Here is a 22,695-nt window from a genome sequence, read left to right as displayed (position 1 = left end):
TGATGAACTTGGCTTCTTTGACCCAGGCCATTTCTACAGCGGCACCTTTGCGGGCGCTCCATCCACGCTGGATGCTTGGCCAGGCGGACAGATGGGCTGCCGTTAGCCTTCAGGCAGGGTGGTACCGCATATGAATTCCTTCGAGCCAAGGCGGTGCGACCCGTACTCAACGACGTACTCATCACCAAGGCGCTCCGCCTCCGCCTTGGCTGTCTTCTGGTCTGCATAGACGTCGACAAAATGCCATGGATGTCTATCCCGCAGGACCCCCCACCCAAGCACCCAGCCCTCTTTGGCGGGGTCTGGAGGCAGGTTTTTCGCTAAGCTGCGGATGCCCATATAGCGGTCCTCTGAAGCGATAGCTATTAAAGCGCCGGATTCACGAAGTTCTACAGCATTGAGGATCTTAGTTCCATATATGCATAGTGTGCTCGCGGGTCTACGCGCATCCCGGTATCGTCTATTGAGACGATCAACTCAGATCCAGACGTCGTTCAAAGCCGTCCGCTCACCCCCTTCATGGCCGGTATTCACCACGCCGCGTGGCTCGATCATCATCAGTTTCGCTTCCCCCTGCGCCGCTGTCCTGTGTTCCACCCCACGTGGCACGACATACAATTCGCCGGGGTTCACATACACGCAGCCCTCTGGCAGATCGATGCGCAAGGTGCCTTCAAGCACAAGAAACGCTTCATCGGTCTCCGGGTGCGAATGCCAGATGAATTCACCTTCGATTCGCACAACCTTGAACTGGTAGTCGTTCATTTCCGCGACCACCCTGGGGCTCCACTGCTGTTCAATCAGTGAAGCCTTCTGGGTCAGGTTCACAGGGCATGATGCGCGTTGCGTGTTGGCGTCGGACATGACGGATCCTCTGTAGTTGAGGTGATCAGCCTACCCAACCCAACGCACGCCGCTCTTGTACGATCCTGCAAGTCAGCGGGAAGGCCGCAAGCGTTCCAGCCAGCTCAATGGCGACACGCCATAGCTGCGGGTGAAGTGCCGTGTCATGTGGCTCTGATCGTGAAAGCCCGCAGCCAGTGCTGCATCGACCAGCGTGAAGCCATCCAGCATCAGCCGCCGAGCAATGTCCAGGCGCCGCAGCGTGACAAAGCGGTAGGGGCTGGTGCCGTAAAGGGCGCGGAAGTCGCGTGACAAGCTCCATTGCTCGCGGCCGCTGGCCTGTTCGAGCATCTCCAGGGTGATGCCCTGTTGAAGGTGTTCCATGATGAATGCCCGGGCGCGCTCGGCCGAGCGGTAGTCCAGGCGTTTGCGGCCGCGGGGCTTGCCGCCGACCGCACGCAGCGCCATGGCCAGGTCATAGACGGCGTCCTGCTCCTCCAGCGTTTCCAATGGGTGATCCAGTGCCTGCACGAAGGCTTCACTGGCGCGGTACAGGCGCGGGTCGCGGGTCAGCCCGCCGGCAATGAAGGGCAATGGCTCACCGCTGAGCACGTTTTGAATCAGCGCCGGGTCGATGTAGGCCATCCGGTAGCGAAAGCCCGCATCCGTACCGGCCATACCATCATGGACTTCGTCAGGGTGGAGGACGAGCGTATTACCCGGTACGCCGTGGCACAGCGCCCCCTTGTAGTGAAAGCTCTGCACGCCGGCGAGGGTGCGGCCGATCGAGTAGGTATCGTGACGATGCGGGTCGTAGCCATGGCTGCCGAACCATGCTTCGATCCGCTCCACGCTGCCGGGTTGAGCGCTACGTATGACCCAGTCCGAGGTGGCAGCGGGGCTTGCTTTTCGTACCATGAAGGGGCTTTCCTGCGAGTTACCTCGCGTGATGGTCACATGAAAACGGTCGCTTTCTGTAAGGCCGCTCAGCCAGAGGCCCTGAACCTCTAAAGCAGATCGGCGGTCCCATGCGCTGTCTGAAACAAGGTGTCGCAGACAGCGCATGGAACACGCCAACGAGACCATGGCGGTGTAGTTTTATGCAAGCTTGTCGAAGTGTGTGACATTTCGGTGGCTTTCTTTCAGCCAGCCGAACATCTCCTTGGGTCAACATCCCACTGGTCCAGCCTGGCTGCCCGCGTACGATCGCTTCATTCTCTCCGCGCCCCTTCAGGGTGCGAAGTGGCCGGGAATAACAGCCTTCATGCACCAGTAGTGAGCGTCTAGTGGTAGCCACTACCCGGCATTCCGCTTGGATTACAGTTGGCGTGGAATTTGCTGGCATTTTGATATCTGTGTCGCTTATGGTGAACTTAATGTCGCTTTCAAGTAGTTCCATGCAGTTGTCATCGAGCGAGCGGGGTTGGCTGCCCTGGTTCGGCAAAGCCGGAAAGTTCAGCATGAGGTGGGCGTGCCGCCTCAATCGTTCGAACTATGTAGAAATCGAGCAGACGTTCGAAGCCATTGCCCAGACGCGGGTGCAATTGCTGCACAACTGGGCGCGCGAACAATGGGATCACCTGGCAGAGTTGGCGGAATGCCTGGCAGCAGACTTCGCTCATATTCAGCCCTCGGCATTACTCGACAAGCTGGCACAGGCCGAAGATTTTTCGGAACTGAGTGTGATTGACTGCACGGGCAACGTCAGGGTATCCACCTGGCCAAAGCGTGGCAGTACGCAGTGCGAGCAGCTCGCGGCGTTGGCCCAAGGCCTGAAAGCGCCATTTCTTCACGGGCCCTACAGCGACCCGATGACCTTGCAGATCGGCCCATCTTCGTCGCGTTTTCACGATGAGGTGACGCTGATGTTCTACCAGCCGATCAGGCACGCGGGCAACGTCCTGGGCTGCCTGTGTGGCCGGGTCCCCAATGATGTGCTGGGCGACCTGATTCAGCGCGAGGCCGGGCATATTTATGCCGAGTCGGGCGACAACTATCTGTTTATGGTGCAATCGCGTTTCGACCCGACCGTGCAACCAGGCACCGCCTTGTCCCGTTCGCGCTTTGAGGACGGGACGTTTACCCATGGCGAAAACCTCAAGAGCGGCGTGCGTACGCCCTGGAGCACGGTGCAGGTGCAGCGCCATACCGAGCTGGAGCTGCGCTTCACCGACCCCGCGACGCGTGAACTGCACCCCGGCGTGCGGGAAACCATCCGGCGTGGTACCAACCTGTTCGTGACTTACCCGGGTTATTCGGACTACCGCCATGTGCCGGTGATCGGCAAGGGCGTGACCTTCCAGTTACCAGGGTCGCCCGACCGTTGGGGTATGATGTGCGAGGCCGACTTGGAGGAGGTCTATCGCCGCCGTTCGCTGAGCTACCGGTTGATGAAACCCTACGTGGCGACCATGGTTGGGTTGTTCGGCTGTAATTACCTGGTGCAGCATTACGCCGGATTGCCACAGGGGGTGAACGACGCCATCCAGGCCCTCAGCATGGTCGGTGCTACGCTGCTGTTCGGCGTGCTCGGGCCCAGGCGCCTGGCGGCCAGGTTGAACGGCATGAGCGGTGTGCTGCGTACCATCGCCGAGGGTGAGGGCAACCTGCGCCAGCGCCTGGACACTGGCGCCCTGGCCAATGACGAGAGTGGCGACATGGCGCGCTGGATCAACAGTTTCATCGACCGCCTGGACGCCGTGGTGGGGCAGGTGGTCAAGGCCAGCCGCACGGTTGGCAGCACCAACCAGATGATGCTCGGGCGCAGCCAGGAAGCGAGCGTGAGCTCTGTCGAGGTGGCCGATGCGGTGCACCAGATGATGATCATCATGGAGGAACAGCTCGGTGAGCTGCAGCAGGCTTCGGTCAGCGCCGAACACATGAAGCAGGCCATGGACGAGGTGGTCAGCCGCGCCCGCGAGCAGTACCTGGCTGTGCAGGCGGGCACCCAATCGATTCGCGATGTGGTGGCCCGCTCGGCCTCTAGTGTGCAACTGCTCGACAGCCGCATGGCGCAGATTGGCAATATCACCGGGCTGATCAGCGACATTACCAACCAGACCAACCTACTGGCGTTAAATGCCGCCATTGAGGCGGCACGGGCGGGCGAGCATGGCCGTGGGTTCGCGGTGGTGGCCGATGAAGTGCGCAGTCTGGCGGCCCGCACCGCACGGGCGGCCGACGATATCCGGCACATGGTCGAAGGCCTGCAGAACGAAACGCAGCAAGCGGTGAGTTTTATGGAGGAGGGCGTGCAGAATGTCGATGATAGTTTGCGCCTGGCCGAGGATGCGTCGTCGGAGAACGTGCAACTTCACCAGGCGGTGGAGGGCATGTTCGCCATCATCCAGCAGCTCAACCGCCGCAGCATCGAGTACGGCAAGACCATCGAACAGGTTAACCACTCCTCCAGCGAGATGCGCCAGACCGCAGTGGTGCTGCAAAACAGCGCGCAGAAGGTAAAGGTGGATGCCGGCAAGCTGCAGAAGCTGGTGGGGCAATTCGAGGTCAGCGGTGATGGCGAACGGGTCGCTGCTGCTTGAGTGCCGACGGCGCCTCACACAAGTAACCCAGAATTCGCGTAAAAGCGCGAATTCCGGGTTGTCCGCTGCCAATTAGAAGTAAGTAGTTATCCCTGCAAAGTACGCCCGGCCAGGCACGTAATAGCTGGTCGAGTCATCACGCGGGTCTTCATCCAGCAGGTTCTGCACGCCGACATTCAGGGTGAGCCAGTGGGTGGCTGCCCAGTTGGCGGTCAGATCGTACGTGGTGTACGGCTTGACGAAGTCGGTACCCAGGCCGCGTTGCTTACCCACGTGCTGAGCTGACAATTCGGTACCGAACCGTTCGGTGATCTGCCAGTCGATGGCGCTGTACAACGACAGCTTCGGCGAGCTGATCAGGTCTTCACCGGTCGACAGGTTGCGGCTTTCGAGCATGTAGGTGGCATTGGTGCGCCAGCTGGCGTTTTCCCACAACGGCACTTTGGTGCTGCCTTCCCAGCCGCGGGTGCGGGCTTTGTCAGCATTTTCCAGCATGGTCCACCAGCGGCCCTGGAAGTACCCCAGCGGCGCATACTCGATTTTGTCTTTGAAGTCGGTGTGGAAGTAAGTGAGGCTGGCTTCCCAACCGTCGTGGTCGAAGGAGACGCCAATCTCTTTGTTGGTGCTGATTTCCGGACGCAGGTTCGGGTTGCCTGCCATCCAGCAACTGCCGGTCACATAACCCAGCGGGCGCAATGATGTACAACCGCGACCGCCAGAGTTGGTCGCCGCGCCAGCACTGCCTTCTTTCAGGCTGGGGGCACGGAAGCCGCGTGACACGCCACCACGTACGGTCCAGTCAGGGTGAGGGTGATACACCACGTAAGCACGTGGGCTGTTGTGGTTGCCGTACTCGTCGCTGTGGTCGAAGCGGTTGCCCAACGTCAGCGATAGGTTGTCGAGCAGAAACAGTTCGTCCTCGATAAACAGCGCGGAATAGTCGCCTTCAAGGTCCGCGCCGCCCACCGCTGCCCCTTGGTAATCAACCGGTACGGTGCCCAGCGTGTCGGTGTTGGTCAGTTGCTCGCGTTTCCATTGGCCGCCAACGGTGAGGCGCTGGTTTACCAGCAGTTCAAACGGGATGTTAAGGCTACCCTCGACGATTTTTTCTTCGGAGTTGGCCTTGCCCTCGCTGAGTTCGTTGTCGAACTTGTTCAGGTAAGCGTCGATACGCGAGGTACCAAAGCCCCAGTCGCCGTGGTGAGAGACCACGAAGCTATCACGGGTCAGGCGCCCGGCACCAAAGCCCTCACCGACCGTATCACCCCAGTCGCCGAAGGTTTTCTTCGACGACCACGAACGCTCCACGCCTTGGATAGCCTCGAAGGACAACTCATGGTTGTCGTTGATCTGCCAGTTAAGCAAGGCATTGACGCTGTGGTCTTTGGAACCGCCGGCGCCGTCGTTGTAAACGAAGTCACCTAGTGCATCGAGGCGCGGCTCGGCTTCGTCGGCAGCGCGCCGAGTAAGGTTGGCGCCCAGGCGCAGCCCCAGGGAGTCGGTGACAGGGCCAGAGAGGTTAACGCTGGTCTGGTTGGTCTGACCGCGGTCGGAGTCTTCTGGGATCGTGGTATTGACGTTGAGCGAGCCGCTCCACTCACGGGATACCTTGCGGGTAATGATATTGATCACGCCGCCCATGGCGTCAGAGCCATACAACGACGACATCGGCCCGCGCACGATCTCGATCCGCTCAATCATGTTCGGCGAGATCCAGTTGATGTCCTGGCGACCCAGATCACGGCGGTAGTTAGTGTCGGCGGAGCTGCCGATGCGTTTACCGTCCACCAGGATCAAGGTGTATTTGTCGTCAAGGCCGCGCAGTTTTATCTTCGACTGCTCGCCCACTGGGCCGTAACCCCCGGTAACGCCGGGGATGCGGCGTAGCAGGGTGTTCAGGTCGTAGACCGGCTGACGCTCGATCTCTTCCCGGGTGATAACGCTGACGCTAGCCGGTGCGTCTCGCACATCAGTGCCGCCGCCCGTGGCGGTGACGAACGAGGCTTGCAGTTCTGTGGCGGGGAGCGGTTCAAGCTCGTGAATTTCCTCGGCCTGCACCGCAGTCGCGGCGAGCAGTGCGACGGTGAGCAGGGCACGGGAAAAAGGTGGGTATGGCATCGTGTAACTGTCCTTGTCGAGCGGTTGGATTCCAGGGGCAGAATGCAATCGGGGCGGGACATTAACGCAAACGAGAATCATTTAAAAGAAAATGTGAATAATAATTTACCTAGAATTTACAAAAATTGACTGTGGGGAGGGGGCTTGCAGGCAGGGGATCGCCAGGCGGGTACCTGTATTCCTGGGCGCTGTATGAGTCCGTGGTGGTAATTGAGTTGCAGGGCCGCTTTTGCGGCCCTTCGCGGGGCAAGCCCGCTCCCACAAGTGGTTACTTTTGAGTTTTCAGCATGCCCAGCTCGGCATCGTCGAGCAGGGCCTTGGCCAGGGCGCAGAGGTAGTGCGAGGCCCAAAGCAACTGGGGTTTGTCTTCCATCAGGCCGTCGATGGACAGGTCGCGGGCGTAGATGCCCTTAGTGCCGCGTTCCCGGCTCAGTCGGCATTTGCACCTGCGCCAATGCCACCTCAAGCAGTCTGCGCAAGGTTTCAAGCTCGTGCATCGAGGTCATGATCAACAAGGAGGAGGGCGACTTGGGTTGCATCAACATCGCCTGCTGGGCAACGGCTTCGGCACAGAGTGCGTAGTCCGCGGCCATCATGAGGGTGTCTTCCAGGGAGTGAAAATTGTAGGGTGGATCGGGGACTATCTTCAGCATCATTTGGTCCTCAATGGAGCGACCAGCGCTTGCTGTCAAACAAGTGGAGGCAGCTGTGTATGGGTTGACAGACCGGTGAAGACCAAACCGGCGCACACGAGGTGCCCCACACACAGCCGCCATAGGCACAGCTGGGTGTTTGGTCGTCATCAGCCTGTCAAAGCTAGTCGTTGATGTGCAACGACCGGGCGAGACTAAAATGCTGATAAAACGACCGCAACGAAAAACAGGCGCAGCGAGTATCTTTGGGAAATGGACTACAAGATAGGGTTTAAATCTGATTCTTAGGCCGTTCGCCGCAACAACTCGCAACGCTCGGGCTTCGAAACTAACCCGTGACAGGCATTCAAACCAAGGAAGGTCATGACTAACTTAAAATCCGCAAGCTCGCTCTTGTTGTTGCTGGCCATGACCACCCTGGCCGCGTGCGTCCCCTTGAAGCGCGAACGCGCCGCCTACGCGGACCTCTGCCAATCCGAGTTCCAGTTCAAAGTACCTGGCCCGCAAGGCGAGACCACCCTCTACCTGGAAACGTACCTCTACGACCACGCCGCCCAGTGGAGCGACCGGCCATTTTCGCAAGGCCTGCACGTCAACTACCCCGGCGAGAAATACTCGCGGCCGGAGTTCTACGTACAGCTCATCGCCTACAACAAAAACCGCCAGCGCCCCTCATCCACCTCCAACCGTGGCGAGCCGCCGATCCCGATCCTGTACGACAGCCGCCAGGCCTATATCACGGTCGAAGACGGCTCGCGTCTGAATGCGCGGCCAGAGGTCTACCTGGGCATCGACAAGACCTACGACTTTCCGCTCGTGTACCCGTCCTCAGCACGCCCGTCGCCCTACGACATCAACAGCGACGAAGTGCACCGCAACATCCCTAAAATCACCAACAACAAACGCTACGGCTCCGCCTATGTGATTTTCCAGACGGACAAGTTCAACGCCGATGCCAAGTGGACCATTCACCTGGGCGCATTAGAGGCCCAAGGCCGCAAACTGCCGATCCCACCCATCGAGCTCTGCTACCACCCCGTGAAGAAGTGGATCGGTATCGAGCCTTTGATGCGGCCATGAAGTAATGCATTGACCGACAATGCAAAGCCTGTGTACGGCGAGCCGGTCTTCACCGCGCAGGCGTGAGCGGCCAGCGTCGTACATTCGCTTGAACTGTCCAACTGCAGGGGTGCCTAACGTTCATCAACCTGAGGGCAGCACGATGACTGAGCGCAAAGACGATACGCAACAAAGCCAGGTACCGGCGCATTCCACGGAAGAGGAAAAGGCCAAGCTCAAGGACAAGAACAAGGACGGTATCCCCCCGGGCGCTGAATGAGGCCGGGGCGTTCGGTGTAGTCGTGCACCCCGGTTTGAAGCGCCAATAGGCGCTGCGGGGGCACGCTCTCTCTATTGAGGCGTTGGCACGCAAACTGGAGAACTATCATGGCAATTGATCACAACGGCCCCGATGCGCCCTATGCAGGCCCAGAAGAAAAAGCACCTGACGTCGGCGCGGCCCATGGGTCAGGGCTGGAGCAGACTGAGTCTGAACCCAAACAGGGCGCGGGCGAAAAATGGTCCGAGAAACGACCGGAAGACTGGAACCCTCCACCCGGCGACCCAGGCTCGGGTCAGGACGCCCAGGATGACGCGGCGCAAAAGGCTGGCCCTGATGAAGGCGAAGTACCATTGCCGGCGGACGATGAGTCGCCGATTGAGGAAGAGATGAGGGATGTCGACGCCAACAATTCAGTGTCCAGCGAGCATCCGTAAGCTCGCTGGGTGACCCAGCGTTTCTTCCGAGGCGTACAGCGATGAACAGTGATCACACCGCGCAAGGCGGCAGCAACCGTGACCTGCCCACTTCGCCCGACCCTGCCGTGAACCCGGACAGCCCTACAGTCCCGAACCCTGATGACGACCCGCTGATGAATGAGCAAGAGGGCGCAGATTGGCCAGCGCGTGATGACGCCACGGACGAGGAACGGCAGAGCGTTGAACAGCCCTATGAGTATCAAGCCCCTCGTAAACGATCGGATTGAACGTTTCAGCACGCTGTACCGTCGGTACTTCCAAGTCGTTTGCATTTGGAGGTACTCACCATGAAATACCGCGCACTTGGCAATACCGGCCTGCTGGTTTCGGAACTGGTCATCGGCACAGTCCCGTTCGGCGGCCGGGGCGCATTCGAAAAAACCGGCAGCGTGGATGTAACGCTGGCGAGGCGTATGCTCGACATGGCCTTCGACGTTGGGGTCAACCTGGTAGACACAGCGGACCTTTACTCCCACGGCCTGGCCGAAGAAATCGTCGGCCAGGCGCTGGGGCAGCGGCGCCAGTCGATCATACTGGCCACCAAAGCGCGCAGCCCGATGGGCGACAACCCCAACGACAGCGGGGCTTCGCGCTATCACCTGATCCGCGCCTGCGAGGCGAGCCTCAAGCGCCTGGGCACCGACCATATCGACCTCTACCAGATTCACAATTGGGATGGCATCACGCCAGTTGAAGAGACGCTGTCGGCGCTGGAGCAATTGGTGCAAAGCGGCAAGGTGCGATATTTCGGCACCTCCAACTACACCGCGTGGCAGATGATGAAAACCCTCGGCACCGCCCAGCTCAAGGGCTGGCAGCAGCCGGTTACCCAGCAGATCTACTACACCCCCGAGGCGCGCGAGGCCGAGTATGAGCTGCTGCCGATGGCGCTCGACCAGGGCATCGCCACACTGGTGTGGGGGCCGCTGGGGGAGGGGTTGTTGACCGGCAAGGTACGGCGCGGGCACAAGACCCCGAGCGGCACGCGCCAGGGCAATGACTGGCCAGAGCCCTACGTGCACGACCAAGAGCGCGCGTACGACATCATCGAGGCACTCATCGAGGTGGGGCAGCGCCATGGCTGCTCGCCGGCGCGGGTGTGCCTGGCCTGGCTCAAGGACCGGCCCGGTATCACCAGCGTGATCACGGCGGCGCGCACGGCCGAGCAGTTGCACGATAACTTGCAGGCGGTGGAGCTGCTGCTGACCGCCGAAGACCAGCAATTGCTCGAGCGGGTGACGCGGATTGCGCCGCAGTATCCGTACTGGCACCGGATTGCGGCGGGCATGGACCGAATCGACCCGGCCGAGGCGCCGTTCATTGAGTTGCATCGGCAGACCATGAAGCAGCAGAAACAGTAATTGCTTGCGCCATGAGGCCGTGCCTGGCGTAGAGGTGCCACCTCTTTCAGGTCACGACGCCCGTGGGGCTCCCTGACGGTTAGTCGTTGTGCTCGGCTACTCGCCCCCCTGCGCTCAATAAGTGCGCGTGCAATTGCGAGGTCAGCATTTCAATCCTCTCGCTCATCTGCTTGGTGGCTTCGGTCAAATGGGTATTCACCTCCAATAGCTGCTGCAATTGTTTACTGTGCGTCTCAGCATCGCGCTGGCGGCGTTGGTTGGCCATGGCAATGGCCTCGCGGTGGCGGGCATCTGCCTCGGAAGAGGCCTTGTCACGATCGGCCTTGCGGGCGAACGCGTCGTTGCCAAACACCGGTTGCATGTGCGCATGGGCGCGGTGAAACCTGAGATGGTCGACGTGTTCGGAAGGCTCGCAGACAGAGGGCTGTGCAGGTTTGGAAGGGTCCATCGGCGGGCTCCGGATGGCTGGGGCATGTCCAAACTAGCTTAGCCCGCAGCTACGCAATGGCCGCATGGCCTAAAGTTCAGTAAACCGCTTCACTGAAAAGGGTGTCGTAATGGCCAAATTGCACGTGTTGATTGCCGCAGTAACCTCAGTGGCGCTGTTAGTGGCCCCTGGCGCTTCGTATGCCGACCCGGGAAACGGTAACGGCAATAACAAAGGGCACGGACAAGGTAAGGGGCAGGGCCAGCATTCCCAAGGGCAGGGCAATGCTGGCGGTAAAAAGTCGAGCTCGGGTGGCGGTGACTGGCACGGCGGGCCATCAATCGACCGAGGCGAAGTGCTGGGCATCTTGAGTGGCTATCGCAGCTATTGGAGCCCAGGCCTTGCATTGCCGCCTGGCATTCAAAAGAACCTGGCGCGCGGCAAGCCGCTGCCGCCTGGTATCGCCAAGAAGCTGGATGGCCGGTTGCTTGGGCAACTGCCTCATTATGAGGGCTACGAGTGGGTGCAGGCGGGGGTGGACTTGCTGCTCGTGGCGGTCGCGACCGGGATTATTTACGAGGTTGTGAACGGGGCGTTCGATTGAGCCGCCGAAGTTAAGCGGCCAGAGAGGAATCTGGCTTGATTGGCATCCCCGCGGCGGTGCCAAATTTAGATGAGAATGCTTGAAAATGGACTTGAAGGTTTTATTTAGTATTGTGAGTGCAGTGACGACAATGATGGCTGCGGCCAAGGTTATTATTGACCTTTCGGTGGGTACCAAGGCCCGTCTCAAAGACGACTATCGCTTTGCGAAGGAGTTTTTCAGTGACCTTGATGCTGAACGGCTACACCCCCTGGCGGTGGAACGCGGCTACCATGCCATAGCTGGCACGCGAGGCATCAACGCTACCGATATTGCTTACTTGATATCGCTGGATAAGCCTCAGCGACGGTTAACGGATTACGTTTTTTCACGTGCCTATGTTGATATGGACGCGTCGAATCATAAGATAGCGTTCAAGCAACCTTACAGGACCGCGTTCTCCAGGCGGTGGCGTAAATGTTGGGAGTGCCTGAAGTATGTTGTGCTCGCCGCCATTGCGCTTGCCCCATTCTTGGTGGTTGGCGTTCTCCGCTATGACCTTGAATATCTGATGCTTCTGATAGTCACCGTGCCCATATTTGGTACGTTGGCCGTCAATTCATTGGTTAATTATGTGAGGATTGGCTGTGCGGAAGAACTCGTGAAAGAGCAGCGCCTGCATACACCGCTTATTCAACTCGAAAATATGGGCAAGGCCGTCGCTCGGCACCGGGCTTAATCGGCAGGGGGGCGCATTTGGCTCAAAAGGCCAAGTGCGCTGGCAGTGGCTCGGAAGAGCCACGGCTGCTGATCTAAATGGTGGCAATTTTGCCATTCAGAACAGGCACTTCAATTACGCCCTTATCAACCACTTCTGCATCACAATCGTACGTTCCTCGCCATAAAATACGTCCCGCACCTTGCGGAACCCCAGCCCTGTATAGAATCCTTCGGCAGTAACGGAAGAGGGCACTCGCAACCCCTCCAGGCCTTGAGCAATCGCTTTATTCTCGATCACCGCCATTATCCGCTTGCCGACCCCATGCTTGCGCTGAAGGACCCTTCCACGCGCAATATCGTGCCGGCATCGTAGTCAGCTGCGTTCGACCGGCGTAATGCAGTTGCTACAGGCAGTGTGGAAGCGCCATAGAATAAGCTGATAGCAAATCGCTACCCTCCGTATTCCAAAATAAACGAAGCCCCCTGTCAAAACGCTCCTACTCTCTCCGTCGATGGACCAACCTGCCCCCCGGAGCAAATCATGGAAAGATTAGCGTCGTCGCCCCCGCACGCCCGTACCCCCGTCACCGTCGTCCCAGAATCGCGCTTCATGCAGAACTACCGCGTGGCCAGTGCGGTGCACGGTGGCAGCTCGGCATCGGCCATCGTCAATGGCCGTGGCGATGTGGAGCTGTTCACCAGCGGCAGCAATACCGAGGTCTGGAACATCTACCCCGACCCGCAAAGCACCACGGCCAACAGCGCGACAGCCACCGGCCTGACCGGTGAGGTGATCGCCACCGGCCTGACACCGAGCGGCGACATCGTGCTGTTCGCCGCCCAAGGCACCAACCTGCTGTACTGCGTCGAGCAGCCCACATCGGCGTCGCGCTGGTCGGCGGTGAAAATGATCGACGTGCCGTTGCCTTCCAATGCCATCCGCATTGCGCGTATCACCACCACGCGCATCAACAACAAGCTGTACATCGGGGTGCTGATCGAAGCCAAGGGCCTGGTCGGCACGCTGTACAACTTCAGCTGGGGCGTGTGGGCTGGGCGTGCACCGGCCTCGCTCAATGGCACCACCTTGCAGTTGCAGACCCTCAACGCGGTGTGGACGGGCAACAGCGACGCCAATGTGGCGTTCTCGGTGTTCGACACGGTCATCCTCGAATACACCCTCAGCACCGGGCAACTCGACCGGCCGGCGATTGCCGCCAACTTCCGCAGCCTGGATGTGGCGGCGGCGACCGATGAGGTGGGCAATACCCAGGTGCTGGCCGTTCTTTCCGATGGCAATGCCTATTGCCTGGTCGGGGGTGGCAAGCAGCCGTACAGCTGGGCGCAGTTGACGGTGGCGTCGTCGTTCAAGCAGGTGGCCGTACTGCCTTCGCGCCCGGCGCTGAATGCGCTTTTGCTGGGCGTGGACAATACGCTGTACCACGCCAGCCAAAGCGCCCCTTCAGCCACCGGCTGGTCGCAGCCGACGCCGATATACAACGGCGTGCAGTCGTTTCAGGCGACGGTGGAAGACGGCGGGCTGGCGGTGTTCGCGATTCAGGCGCAGCAAAACACCGTCACTCAACTCACCCGCGAAACCCTCAGCGGTAACTGGAATATTGCGGCGCTGCAGGTGCAGGCGAGCGGCAAGATCGAGGACTTCGCTTCGTACAGCACAGATGTCACGTTGTTCAGTGAAGTGGGCACGCCACTGGCCGATACGCCGGTCGAAGTATGGACCGAGGAGCCGTCGCGGCTGGCCATCAATGGTGGGGTCTACTACGCCACGCCGCGCCGGCCGGTGCGGTTGCTGACCAACAGCGCCGGGGTGCTGTCGATTGCGCAGCAGGTCAGTGCGTTGGCGGCTCCGGCGATTTTGGTGGCGGTGCCGTCGTTGATGTCGCCCGGCGAGCGCATCGAGATCCGTCAGGATGCCGAGGTGCAGGACAGGCTCAGCGTCACCACGGGCGAGGAGTTGATGAACGCCAAGCTGGCCGGTGGTGCGCCGTTGCTGCGCGATCAGTACCACAAGCAGGAAACCGCCAACGCGGTGGCCGAGGCGGTCAGCCGCAGCATGCAGTTGGCAAGCCCGCTGTACCGCAAGGCTTCGGCGGCAACGCCGTATGTAGACCCGCGCCGGCCTCGCGCTGGGGTTTCGTTGCGTAGCGATGCGCTTGCAGGCGCGCGCTTGCTCGACCTGGCGCTGGTGCCGGAGCAGCACTGGCATTTGAGTGTGCAGGATGGCGAGGTGCGCTTTACCGATTTGTCCGCCGATGCGGCGTCGGGGCTGCTGATGGCCTTGCGCAGCAGTTCGCTGTCGGGTGGGTGGTTCAGTTGGTTGACCGACATCGGTGATTTTATTGCCGGGGTCGCCCAGGGCATCATCAAGGTGGTCGATTTTGTGGTGACCACGGTCAGTGCTGGGATACAGGCGGCGTTTCACTTTGTGGTCGACGGCGTCACCTACCTGTTCGAAACCCTGGTGGACACGGTCGAGAAAGCGTTCGACCTGGCCGAGGCGGTGTTCTCGGCGGTGAAGGTGTTCTTCCAGCAGCTCTACGAATGGCTGGCATTTCTGTTCAACTGGGGCGACATTCTGCGCACCCATGACGCCATTGCTCACATCGTCAACACCGGCTTCGACTTCCTGGTCGGCGCCACCGGGGGTATCCAGCGTATCGTCGATGGCAGCATCAACACCTTGCAAAGCCAGTTGCAGCAGTGGTTCGCCGAGGCCCGCAACACCTTGGCCGGCAGCTACAGCCTGGGTGGGTACGAGCAGGCCAATACGCCGGATGACCCGGCCACGTCCAAGGCGGTGGCCAACAACATCGTCTACAACGGGCTGATCAACAACGCACCGGCCGCGCAGTCGAGCATGGCTGCCGCGGCGCTGATCCAAGAGACCGACGGCCCGTTCACCCAGTTCATGGAGGCGCTGGCGAACTTGGTCGACTTTACCGAGTCGTCCCAGGCGTTCGCCCAGGCGCTGGTGTACCTGCAAGACCTGGGCACGGCGCCGGACGAGATCTTCCGCAAGCTGCTGGCAGCGCTGATGAGCGTGGTCGAAGGGGTGCTGCAGGCGGTGCTGTCGGGCGTGCAGGCGGTGATCGATGCGATGCTGAAAACGGTCGCGACGCTGATCGCGGGCCTCAAAACGCTGATGAACGCCAAGTGGAACATTCCGTTTGTCAGTGACCTGTACCGGCTGATCACCAACGGCTCGGATCTCACCACCCTGGACTTGATGTCGCTGGTGCTGGCGGTGCCGGGCACGGTGCTGTTCAAGATCCTGCAAAACAAGGCGCCGTTCCCGGACCAGGCGAGCGTGCTGCGCTTCAAGGCCGCGTTCAATGCTGACACGCTGCTCACCGCCACCGGGTTCAAGCCGGCTGGCCGACAGGTGCTGGCGCAGACCGAGGATGGCTGGAGCGGTTGCCTGCCGCGCGACCTCGCGCTGCTGACCGGGGTATTGGGCTCGGTGGCCTACTTCTTTTACGGCAGCCTCACTGCCCTGGGCGACATCATGCCACCGGAGGCAGGGCCGCCAGCGATCGTCGCCCACGTCGCGCTCACCCTGGAGACTGCTGCGCAATTGTGCAGTTGCCCGTGGATCTTCTCCAGCGGCGTGCCTGGCTGCGCCACCGCCGACGGTGCCAGCCGCACGCTGTGGATTTACACCTGCGTAGGCGTGCTGCTGGACGGGATATTTGTGCTGGGCGCCAACAAGATGCCCGAAAACCGCGACGACATGGGTGTGGTCGCGACCTTCCTGTATGGCCTGGGCCACCTCGGTGCGGCCATCCCCGCATCGCTTGGGCAAAGCGCCTCGGTCGTGGCGCTGAACATCGTCCCTTGCCTGCCGGAAGTGTGCAAACCCTTGCGTCTGAAACGGGTGGTACTGGCCACCGAAGGCCTTTCGCTGGCGGGCCAGGCGGCCCTCGATGTGATCTGTTACACCTCGACCACGGTGCTCAATGTGGTGTCGGTGTCTGCTGCAACCCAACCCACCCTCGTCGATGCCAGTGCGCTGCGCACCGGTACTCGTTCGATGTAGTCAAAAAGGAGTTTGGCAATGTTGATCGTAACCAAGAACCCACCCGTGGTCGGCCATGGCCAGGTGCTGCGCGGGCCGTCCGTGCAGGCACCCAGCCGGATAGCCGCCTTGCAAGGTGCCTACGACAAAGGCATCTACCTGCGCCCCAACCTGAACAGCGAGGGCACGGTGCCGGCCAGTTCGCCCTTGTCGGCATCGCCCGATATCTGGATCGCGGGCACCCAGCCAGTGGCCAACTTCCAGACCGCGTTGGCCACGCCGAACAGCTATGCGCAACAGTCGCCTGGCACCATTACCCAAGGCACACCCAATTACATCTATGTACGCGGGCGCAATGGCGCTGCCGTCAGCAGCTCGACCAAGGTGCTGCTGTACGGCGTACCCTGCGCCTCCATTCAGTGGCCCAGCGAGTGGGCCAAATACGGCATCCCCACGGACCGCGACCACCCGGACGGCACGAACCCGCATTACGACTCATCGATCGTCAACCTGGCATCGTCGAGTATCGGGGTGACGGCCGACACCTTTGTCTGGAGCAACCCGCAACCGCCAACCGGGGGCAGTGACCACTATTGCTTCATCACCTGGATGAACAACGCCGGTAACCCGTTCCCGGATGTGTTCTCGCAACTGGACATGGCTGCGCTGATCACCAACAACCTGCAGTTCGGCTGGCGCAACGTGTCGATGCAGTCCGGGCGTTCGCCCACCCGGCAAATGGCCTCGCAGCTGATCATCCCCAGCGACGTGACCGCAGGCAGCCGCGAGTACTCGTTGCAGGTCACCAACATGGGCTTCCCGACCACGGGCTGGACCCTGTCGATGAGTTGCAGCCAGCTGGACTCGAAGGGCAACAAGATCGCCATCGACAACGTCGCCATGCCTGCCCTGGGGCAGTTCGTTGGCGTGCGCTGCACACTGTCGCCGGGCTTCAGCGCGCTGCTCACCCTCAACCTGTACAAGAACAACGGGCCCGACTCGCAGCCGGGCGCCTCGATCGACATCACCCCGACGTACTTCTCCGACGGCTCGCCGCAGGAGCTGCAAGAGGCACTGGACCGGGGCCTGGTGGACTTCGCCATGTCGCATGCCCTGCACCGGGCCTATGCCGGCACCGAGGCCGCCGATATTCGTCCACGCCCGGTGGTGCCGCTGGGTGCTGACGGCTTGCACGTCCTTTGATGATTACAGGGAGTTAAACGTCATGAGCGAAACAGTCGTCAATTTGTTCAGCAGCAGCAGCCAGCCCGCCAGCCAGACGCTCTACCTGCGCAACAACCTGGCTTCCACCGGCAGTGTGCCGTTCAAGGGGCCGCTGGGCCTGTGCCCGGACATCATCCAGAGCGACCAGCCGGTGGACAACGCGCAAAGCGTGTTCAGCACGGTCAGCAGTTGGGAGCAGGCCTACAACGTGCAGCCGGTCGCCGCCGCGCGCAACTACTACTACCTGCGTGGCATGAACGGCGGCAGCGAGACCGAGAGCAATGCGCTTTCCCTGTACTTCGCGCCGGCCCAGGTGTTGTTGCTGCCGGCAACGTTCAGGGGCAACGCGCTGACCACGGTCGATGGCCTGGACTGCACGCAGGCCAGTGCACCACCAGGGCATATCGGTGTAGGTGAGCAGGCCTTCCTCTGGAAGCCGCCGGCCTTGCCGGCTGACAGCTACTTCAACCTGATTGCCCAGGTGAGCGCGGGTGCCCATCCTGACCCGCTCCCGCAGGTGCGGGACTGGCTCGACCTGGCCAAGTTCATTGGCCAGACGCCGACCTTCGGCATTCGCTCCCAGGCGCTGGTCAGTGACGACCCGTGGGTACGCCGTCAGCAACTGAGCGTGCCGGCGAACTTCACCACCGCGCCAATCACCATCACCCTGTCCGCAAGGGGGCTGGCCGGTACCCGGGTGAGCGTATTGTGTGACACCGTGACCCCGCTACAGACCCCAGTGCTGCTGGGGCCACTGACGCTTGGCAGCGATGGCACGCAAACCGGTGCGGTGTTCATTCTGCCAGCCGGCTATTCGGCCAACCTGGCCGTGCAGTTCTGGAACCCGGACAAGCAGAAGGTCGAGCCGGGCGCGAGCTTGTCGGTGACCTTTGGCTACCCGATCAACCCAGGTGCGGAACTGGAGCGGGCGATAGCCGACAACCTGGTCAACCTTCACCTTCACGGTGCGCTGGATGACAAGGTCAGTGCGTCGATCCAGCCCAAGGCCATGGCGATTGTGAGCCAACTGACGTTCAGCTTTGTCTAGGTGTCGTTAAGCGTTCAGCCAGTGGTGCCCGTGTTTCCACCAAGCGGACACCACTGGTCTTGCCAGGCGCCCTGTTCGCCACCCCAAACGGCACGTGGACCATCGGCAAATCCCCCGCCGGCGATTGCAGGTGGCTGCGCTGGTCATCAAAAAACACATGGGGTTTGAGAATCGACAGCACCCGGGGTTTTTCCATCCCGCCAAGGAAGAAGCACTCATCCGGCGACACCCCCCAATCCTTCAGCGTGGTTACCACCCGCTCGTGCGACGGTGCGTTGCGCGCGGTGACGATGGCAATGCGCAGGATGCGTGTGTAGTCAGGGTCTTGTGCCAGCTTCTGGTCTTCGAGCGTGCGAATGTGTGAAAGCTTGCGGTAAAGGTCGGCCAACGGCCCGGGCTGGTGGGGGATGGCTTTGCGTGCTCGCTCATGGGCCTGGAAGTCGTCCAGGTTGTCATTCTGCTTGTACACGCTCTCTGCCTCGTCATCGGCAATTACCCCGTCAAAGTCGAACGCCACGCGCAGTTCGGTATCGATCTCGTCGTCATAGATGCGCGTCGGCAGCACCAGGCCGGCCGGGTAGCTGGCGTCGATGGCGCGCTGCACATCGTCCTCGTTGGCGCTGAGAAACAATGAGGCGTTGAACGCCGGGATGTACTCGTGGGGCGAGCGGCCGGACATGAACGCGGCGCGGGTGATGTCCAGTGCGTAGTGGCTGATGGAGCGAAATACCCGCAAACCGGTCTCTGGCGAATTTCGCGAGAGCAGCACCACTTCCACCGGCAGTTGATCGGGGAATGCCTGGTTGATGCTGAGGAAGCGGCGGATGAAAGGGAAGGCGACCCCTTTCGGGAACGGTTCATCCAGGTTCTGCTCCTGGTGCTGGCGGTAAGCCTCGACGCCTTCGGTCTTGTAGATGTCGTCAGACACGGTGAGGTCGAAGAGTGCGCTGGAGGCCACGCCGATGACCAGTTTGTGTTCGATGGGGTAGGGCATGAACGTGCTCCGTGAAGGGTGCTGGTAACGAGTATACGGGCATGCAGGCGGGGCAGGCCTCAACCTTCCGGCACCAGCCCCAGCAGCAGTTGCACCTGGCGGCGCAACTGGCTCACATGCTCGCGCTCGGCGCGCAGGGCAGACCGCAACTCGTTGTTCTCCTGCTTGTGAATGCGCGCGGTTCGCTCCAGTTCGCGATCGCCCTGCAGCAGGTTCCACATTTCACCCTGGCGGGCATGTGTCAGGCAGGCAATCAGCAGGGTGATGCCGGTTGTGCCAAGCAGGGTGATTTCGAGGGCGTCCATGGTTGCTTCCTTGAGTAGTGGCGGTTTGCCTGTAGCGGGAAGATATGTCTAGTTTGGCTACATGTCTATATTGGAGACTTGTACAGGTAAAGGAATGGTGCAGGTTTCACTGGTTTATTCAGGGCAGTTGAAGGGGGGATGACAGGCGAGATGGCAGTGTGTTTTGCCCGCATGGGCGCAGCTTGCGGGGCGTGGGCGCAGTACCAGGGGGGGGCGCGTCGCCAAGGTGGCCTGGGCTGCATATGCCTGGTTAGTTTACATATCAAGCCAGCCTTGAATTAAAACTGGGTGGACACGTAGTATTAAGCGACACGTCAATTGGCTGAGCATGCACTACTGCTCCTCACGCAGGAAACCGTATGAAACGCACGCAACGCATGGAGCAAACCCGTTGGGACCTGGCCCTGCGCTACCGCCTGATTGAAACGGTGGTCTGGTGGGAAGGCCGCCTGACCACCAATCATCTGATGCAGAGCTTCGGCATCAGTCGTCAGCAGGCCTCGAAGGACATCAACACCTACATCAACGACTACGCGTCGAAGAACCTGGTGTACGACAAGCAGATCAAAGGCTACGTGCCGACGCGGCAGTTCAAACCTTTGTTCATCGACGACAGTGCCAGCGCCTACCTCGACCTGCTCAACCAGAACAACGAGCGCGCACCACACATCGAAGGCCTGGCGTTGGCCTACGCCCACACCGAGGTGCTCAAGGTTCCGGACCGCTCGGTCAAGCCCGAGGTGCTGCGGCCGCTGCTCAAGGCCTGCCGCGAGAAGCGGCGCCTGGATATCGAGTACGTGTCGTTCAAAAGCCCGGAGCCCGAAGGCCGTACCATCGCGCCGCATACCCTGGTGTACACCGGGATGCGCTGGCATGTGCGGGCCTATTGCGAAAAAAACCGCATGTACCGCGACTTCGTCCTCAGCCGTTTGCGCGGTGTGCCAGAGCTGCACGACGCTGAAACGGAAAACGGCATCGAGCATGACCTTGAGTGGAACACCCCGGTCGATGTGATCTTCAAGCCGGACGAGCGCCTGACACAGGCGCAGCGGGCCATCATCGAGGTGGACTTTGGCATGGCCGACGGCCAGTTGCTGGTGCGCAGCTCGCAGGCCCTGGTGAAGTATGTGGTCAAGCGCTTCCAGGTGAACCCCAACGTGCATGATGCAAGGCCCGAGGCGCAGCAGTTGGTGCTGGCGAACAGGGCGGAGCTCAAGCCGTGGTTGAACCTGGACTGAATGCACAGTGCCGCAGACAGCAGAAAATCTTCTTGTAGGGTGTAGTGAACAGATGGATCGAAACACGTTTCTTGCGCAGCCGGATGTGCGTGGCTTCATCGAATGGCTTCAGGTCAACTTGCCGACACTGGATGTGCACCTGCGCTTCAAGCCCAGCCATCAGGTCAAGGGCGGCCTGAATCAGCGGGTGGTGGGTATCGAACAGGTGCTGGCGCTGTATCGCTGGGGCAGTGCCTGGCAGGATGCACAAACCGGGCAGTGGGTCACGTCCATGGACTGGGCCAGCACCACCGCTTCGTTGCAGCTTTTGCGCAGCCGGTTGGCGGCAGCGTTGGCGTCAGGCTGCGATGATGCGGCCTACAACGCCTGCTGCGCCGTACTGAAGTGGGGCGGTGTACGCGGGGCCATCCCGTTCCTGGGGGCGCTACGCCAGCAACAGCAACTGGTGAGTTACCTCAAGGCGTGCAGACCGTTGTTCGACCTGGGCGCAGGCCAAACGCTCTCTGCGCTGAATGCCGGCAGCATCCAGCGCTTCGATGCGGGGCTGACCAAGATCCACTCGCTGATCGACACCACCGGCTCGCCCATCTACGACAGCCGGGTCGGCGCCGCCATTGCCATGCTCTATGCGCTGTACCGCCAAGGCAAAACCACCCCAGCGCAATTGCGTTTCCCGTCTGGCGGGGCACGCGGTGACCAAGTGCGTGACCCGGGGGCGCTGGGCTTTGCAAAAGCACCGCAGTTCTTCACCAAGGCGGTGCCGGGGTATGCGTGGGCGCGCAGCCAGGTCGAGCTGGGGTGGATCATCCAGGCCACACTGGCGGGCGCTGGGCAGCTGTTCGAAGGTTCGCTGCAGGCGCGTAGCCACAGCTTCGAAGCGGCGTTGTTCATGCTGGGTTATGACCTGCGCTGCCTGCTTCCAGAGGCTGCCTATGCGCCCGCGTCCAGTGAAGGCGCCGGGGGCGGCAGCACCCGCTCGACCTGGGTGCCGACCAGCGTGACCTTCCCGCAGGTGTTCATCGACTATCTGCACTGCAGCCAGGCTGCCGGGCACAGCGTAAGCCTGAAGGACTTCCGGCAGTGGCAGGTCGAGGTCAAGGGCCGCACGGCCAACACTGCACAAGCGTACTGTGCACCTTTGCAGCCACGCGAGTTCGACCTGGTCAGTTTCAACCTCGAGCAACTCGCGTGCATCGCGCAGGGGGGCGCGCCAGGGTTGGAAGTGCTCAGTGGCGGCGTTGCGCAGTTCATTGCAGGTGACGAGTACGAGCAGGTCTATCTGACCAACGTGTACCTGAGTGGCAAGGTTGCCGAGCTGGCGCTTGAGCATTCGGTATCGCCTGCCGAGTTGCTGGTGCGCTCAGGGTTAGCAGGCAACCCTGATACTGCGAAACCTGAAACCGCGAAGCTGATTCTGCGCACGGGCCGTGCACTGGGAGAGCATTTTGGGTTACTGGAAAACCAGCGGCCGACGGACTTGTTCAAGGCCTTTTTTGGCGAAGCCTTGACGGATCTGGACGATCAGTTGATGGCTGTCTGAGCCAGCTGGGGCCGCGAAGTGGCCCCACAGGTTTCAAAGCCAGCAGCAAACAGACCATTAGCTTTGCCATTATTAGGCCGCTATGTATAATCCCGCCAAAACCCGCATCCCAGAGCGTTTTTACAGGGATGGTCAGCTTCTTGATGCGCTTCTAATAGAGACCCTCCAGCCGCACTGCCCGCCACTGCATAACCCCGTTACACCCCGGCCAGTACTGAGCGTTGGCGAAGCCATGCCCAGCACCA

At 60.9% G+C, this 22,695-nt stretch carries 21 protein-coding genes; 12 read left to right on the top strand and 9 right to left on the bottom strand.

Translation table 11 applies throughout. The annotated features are described in order from the left end of the window. Positions 1–102: 102 nt before the first annotated feature. From HU766_RS26250 to HU766_RS19250, 3 genes are all read right to left on the bottom strand, one after another. Entirely contained in the window at positions 103–339 is a 237-nt protein-coding gene (locus HU766_RS26250) for a hypothetical protein (protein WP_238338635.1), read from the bottom strand. 138 nt (positions 340–477) lie between these two features. Beyond that, a complete protein-coding gene (locus HU766_RS19255; protein WP_047581975.1) occupies positions 478–864 on the bottom strand; it encodes a cupin domain-containing protein in 387 nt (128 codons plus the stop codon). 72 nt (positions 865–936) lie between these two features. After that, positions 937–1,761, bottom strand: coding sequence for an AraC family transcriptional regulator (locus HU766_RS19250; protein ID WP_186659796.1), 825 nt, complete (start codon positions 1,759–1,761; stop codon positions 937–939). A gap of 458 nt (positions 1,762–2,219) precedes the next feature. Between HU766_RS19250 and HU766_RS19245 the strand changes: the two genes are divergently transcribed. After that, positions 2,220–4,385: a methyl-accepting chemotaxis protein gene (locus tag HU766_RS19245; RefSeq protein WP_186659794.1), complete on the top strand. Its 2,166-nt coding sequence runs from the start codon at positions 2,220–2,222 to the stop codon at positions 4,383–4,385. 72 nt (positions 4,386–4,457) lie between these two features. Here the strand turns inward: HU766_RS19245 and HU766_RS19240 are convergent, their stop codons facing one another. Continuing rightward, positions 4,458–6,503 (bottom strand): TonB-dependent receptor, encoded by a 2,046-nt coding sequence (locus tag HU766_RS19240; RefSeq protein WP_186659792.1) that lies wholly within the window; start codon positions 6,501–6,503, stop codon positions 4,458–4,460. Positions 6,504–6,913: 410 nt separating this feature from the next. Then, on the bottom strand, positions 6,914–7,156 hold the full coding sequence (locus HU766_RS19235; RefSeq protein WP_186659783.1) for a hypothetical protein: 243 nt from the start codon (positions 7,154–7,156) through the stop codon (positions 6,914–6,916). 363 nt (positions 7,157–7,519) lie between these two features. Here HU766_RS19235 and HU766_RS19230 point away from each other — a divergent pair, with 363 nt between their 5' ends. The 4 genes from HU766_RS19230 to HU766_RS19215 all read left to right on the top strand — a co-directional run bounded on the left by HU766_RS19230 (position 7,520) and on the right by HU766_RS19215 (position 10,335). Continuing rightward, positions 7,520–8,236, top strand: coding sequence for a hypothetical protein (locus tag HU766_RS19230; protein WP_186659781.1), 717 nt, complete (start codon positions 7,520–7,522; stop codon positions 8,234–8,236). A gap of 366 nt (positions 8,237–8,602) precedes the next feature. After that, positions 8,603–8,932: a hypothetical protein gene (locus HU766_RS19225; protein WP_186659779.1), complete on the top strand. Its 330-nt coding sequence runs from the start codon at positions 8,603–8,605 to the stop codon at positions 8,930–8,932. Positions 8,933–8,973: 41 nt separating this feature from the next. Then, positions 8,974–9,201 carry a hypothetical protein gene (locus HU766_RS19220; RefSeq protein WP_186659777.1) on the top strand — a complete coding sequence of 76 codons (228 nt, stop codon included), beginning with the start codon at positions 8,974–8,976 and terminating at the stop codon, positions 9,199–9,201. A 60-nt stretch (positions 9,202–9,261) separates the two neighbouring features. After that, positions 9,262–10,335, top strand: coding sequence for an aldo/keto reductase (locus HU766_RS19215; RefSeq protein WP_186659775.1), 1,074 nt, complete (start codon positions 9,262–9,264; stop codon positions 10,333–10,335). Between the two features lie 79 nt (positions 10,336–10,414). On the opposite strand, the gene HU766_RS19210 is transcribed toward HU766_RS19215, so the two are convergent. Further along, a complete protein-coding gene (locus tag HU766_RS19210; RefSeq protein WP_186659773.1) occupies positions 10,415–10,783 on the bottom strand; it encodes a hypothetical protein in 369 nt (122 codons plus the stop codon). Between the two features lie 109 nt (positions 10,784–10,892). Here HU766_RS19210 and HU766_RS19205 point away from each other — a divergent pair, with 109 nt between their 5' ends. Both HU766_RS19205 and HU766_RS19200 read left to right on the top strand, forming a co-directional pair. Next, on the top strand, positions 10,893–11,366 hold the full coding sequence (locus HU766_RS19205; RefSeq protein WP_186659771.1) for an anti-virulence regulator CigR family protein: 474 nt from the start codon (positions 10,893–10,895) through the stop codon (positions 11,364–11,366). Between the two features lie 79 nt (positions 11,367–11,445). Further along, positions 11,446–12,084, top strand: coding sequence for a hypothetical protein (locus HU766_RS19200; RefSeq protein ID WP_186659762.1), 639 nt, complete (start codon positions 11,446–11,448; stop codon positions 12,082–12,084). Positions 12,085–12,198: 114 nt separating this feature from the next. Here HU766_RS19200 and HU766_RS26240 read toward each other — a convergent pair whose 3' ends face one another. Further along, positions 12,199–12,369, bottom strand: a complete 171-nt coding sequence (locus tag HU766_RS26240) for a hypothetical protein (RefSeq protein WP_238338634.1) — start codon at positions 12,367–12,369, stop codon at positions 12,199–12,201. A gap of 237 nt (positions 12,370–12,606) precedes the next feature. On the opposite strand from HU766_RS26240, the gene HU766_RS19190 reads away from it, so the two are divergent. From HU766_RS19190 to HU766_RS19180, 3 genes are read left to right on the top strand one after another with little or no spacing between them, the layout of a single operon-like run. Beyond that, the gene (locus HU766_RS19190) at positions 12,607–16,122 is read left to right on the top strand and encodes a hypothetical protein (protein ID WP_186659760.1); all 3,516 of its coding nucleotides are present in this window, start codon (positions 12,607–12,609) and stop codon (positions 16,120–16,122) included. Between the two features lie 18 nt (positions 16,123–16,140). Next, on the top strand, positions 16,141–17,304 hold the full coding sequence (locus tag HU766_RS19185) for a hypothetical protein (RefSeq protein ID WP_186659758.1): 1,164 nt from the start codon (positions 16,141–16,143) through the stop codon (positions 17,302–17,304). A gap of 22 nt (positions 17,305–17,326) precedes the next feature. Then, positions 17,327–18,373: a hypothetical protein gene (locus HU766_RS19180; RefSeq protein ID WP_186659756.1), complete on the top strand. Its 1,047-nt coding sequence runs from the start codon at positions 17,327–17,329 to the stop codon at positions 18,371–18,373. Here HU766_RS19180 and HU766_RS19175 read toward each other — a convergent pair. Then, positions 18,360–19,367, bottom strand: coding sequence for a 5'-nucleotidase (locus HU766_RS19175; protein WP_186659754.1), 1,008 nt, complete (start codon positions 19,365–19,367; stop codon positions 18,360–18,362). The genes HU766_RS19180 and HU766_RS19175 overlap by 14 nt on opposite strands. A gap of 59 nt (positions 19,368–19,426) precedes the next feature. Further along, a complete protein-coding gene (locus HU766_RS19170; protein ID WP_033697075.1) occupies positions 19,427–19,672 on the bottom strand; it encodes a hypothetical protein in 246 nt (81 codons plus the stop codon). 359 nt (positions 19,673–20,031) lie between these two features. On the opposite strand from HU766_RS19170, the gene HU766_RS19165 reads away from it, so the two are divergent. Then, positions 20,032–20,910, top strand: a complete 879-nt coding sequence (locus tag HU766_RS19165) for a WYL domain-containing protein (RefSeq protein ID WP_033697079.1) — start codon at positions 20,032–20,034, stop codon at positions 20,908–20,910. A gap of 52 nt (positions 20,911–20,962) precedes the next feature. Beyond that, entirely contained in the window at positions 20,963–22,450 is a 1,488-nt protein-coding gene (locus tag HU766_RS19160; RefSeq protein ID WP_186659751.1) for a hypothetical protein, read from the top strand. Positions 22,451–22,695 lie beyond the last annotated feature (245 nt).

It is taken from the genome of Pseudomonas sp. SWRI77, assembly GCF_014269105.1.
GTDB lineage: Bacteria > Pseudomonadota > Gammaproteobacteria > Pseudomonadales > Pseudomonadaceae > Aquipseudomonas > Aquipseudomonas capeferrum.
This window is presented reverse-complemented; position numbering and strand designations above follow the sequence as displayed.

Coding starts and splice junctions, on each gene's coding strand:
- HU766_RS26250 (WP_238338635.1), bottom strand. CDS start 339: ATGGGCATCCGCAGCTTAGCGAAAAACCTGCCTCCAGACCCCGCCAAA.
- HU766_RS19255 (WP_047581975.1), bottom strand. CDS start 864: ATGTCCGACGCCAACACGCAACGCGCATCATGCCCTGTGAACCTGACC.
- HU766_RS19250 (WP_186659796.1), bottom strand. CDS start 1,761: ATGGTACGAAAAGCAAGCCCCGCTGCCACCTCGGACTGGGTCATACGT.
- HU766_RS19245 (WP_186659794.1), top strand. CDS start 2,220: ATGTCGCTTTCAAGTAGTTCCATGCAGTTGTCATCGAGCGAGCGGGGT.
- HU766_RS19240 (WP_186659792.1), bottom strand. CDS start 6,503: ATGCCATACCCACCTTTTTCCCGTGCCCTGCTCACCGTCGCACTGCTC.
- HU766_RS19235 (WP_186659783.1), bottom strand. CDS start 7,156: ATGCTGAAGATAGTCCCCGATCCACCCTACAATTTTCACTCCCTGGAA.
- HU766_RS19230 (WP_186659781.1), top strand. CDS start 7,520: ATGACTAACTTAAAATCCGCAAGCTCGCTCTTGTTGTTGCTGGCCATG.
- HU766_RS19225 (WP_186659779.1), top strand. CDS start 8,603: ATGGCAATTGATCACAACGGCCCCGATGCGCCCTATGCAGGCCCAGAA.
- HU766_RS19220 (WP_186659777.1), top strand. CDS start 8,974: ATGAACAGTGATCACACCGCGCAAGGCGGCAGCAACCGTGACCTGCCC.
- HU766_RS19215 (WP_186659775.1), top strand. CDS start 9,262: ATGAAATACCGCGCACTTGGCAATACCGGCCTGCTGGTTTCGGAACTG.
- HU766_RS19210 (WP_186659773.1), bottom strand. CDS start 10,783: ATGGACCCTTCCAAACCTGCACAGCCCTCTGTCTGCGAGCCTTCCGAA.
- HU766_RS19205 (WP_186659771.1), top strand. CDS start 10,893: ATGGCCAAATTGCACGTGTTGATTGCCGCAGTAACCTCAGTGGCGCTG.
- HU766_RS26240 (WP_238338634.1), bottom strand. CDS start 12,369: ATGGCGGTGATCGAGAATAAAGCGATTGCTCAAGGCCTGGAGGGGTTG.
- HU766_RS19190 (WP_186659760.1), top strand. CDS start 12,607: ATGGAAAGATTAGCGTCGTCGCCCCCGCACGCCCGTACCCCCGTCACC.
- HU766_RS19185 (WP_186659758.1), top strand. CDS start 16,141: ATGTTGATCGTAACCAAGAACCCACCCGTGGTCGGCCATGGCCAGGTG.
- HU766_RS19180 (WP_186659756.1), top strand. CDS start 17,327: ATGAGCGAAACAGTCGTCAATTTGTTCAGCAGCAGCAGCCAGCCCGCC.
- HU766_RS19175 (WP_186659754.1), bottom strand. CDS start 19,367: ATGCCCTACCCCATCGAACACAAACTGGTCATCGGCGTGGCCTCCAGC.
- HU766_RS19170 (WP_033697075.1), bottom strand. CDS start 19,672: ATGGACGCCCTCGAAATCACCCTGCTTGGCACAACCGGCATCACCCTG.
- HU766_RS19165 (WP_033697079.1), top strand. CDS start 20,032: ATGAAACGCACGCAACGCATGGAGCAAACCCGTTGGGACCTGGCCCTG.
- HU766_RS19160 (WP_186659751.1), top strand. CDS start 20,963: ATGGATCGAAACACGTTTCTTGCGCAGCCGGATGTGCGTGGCTTCATC.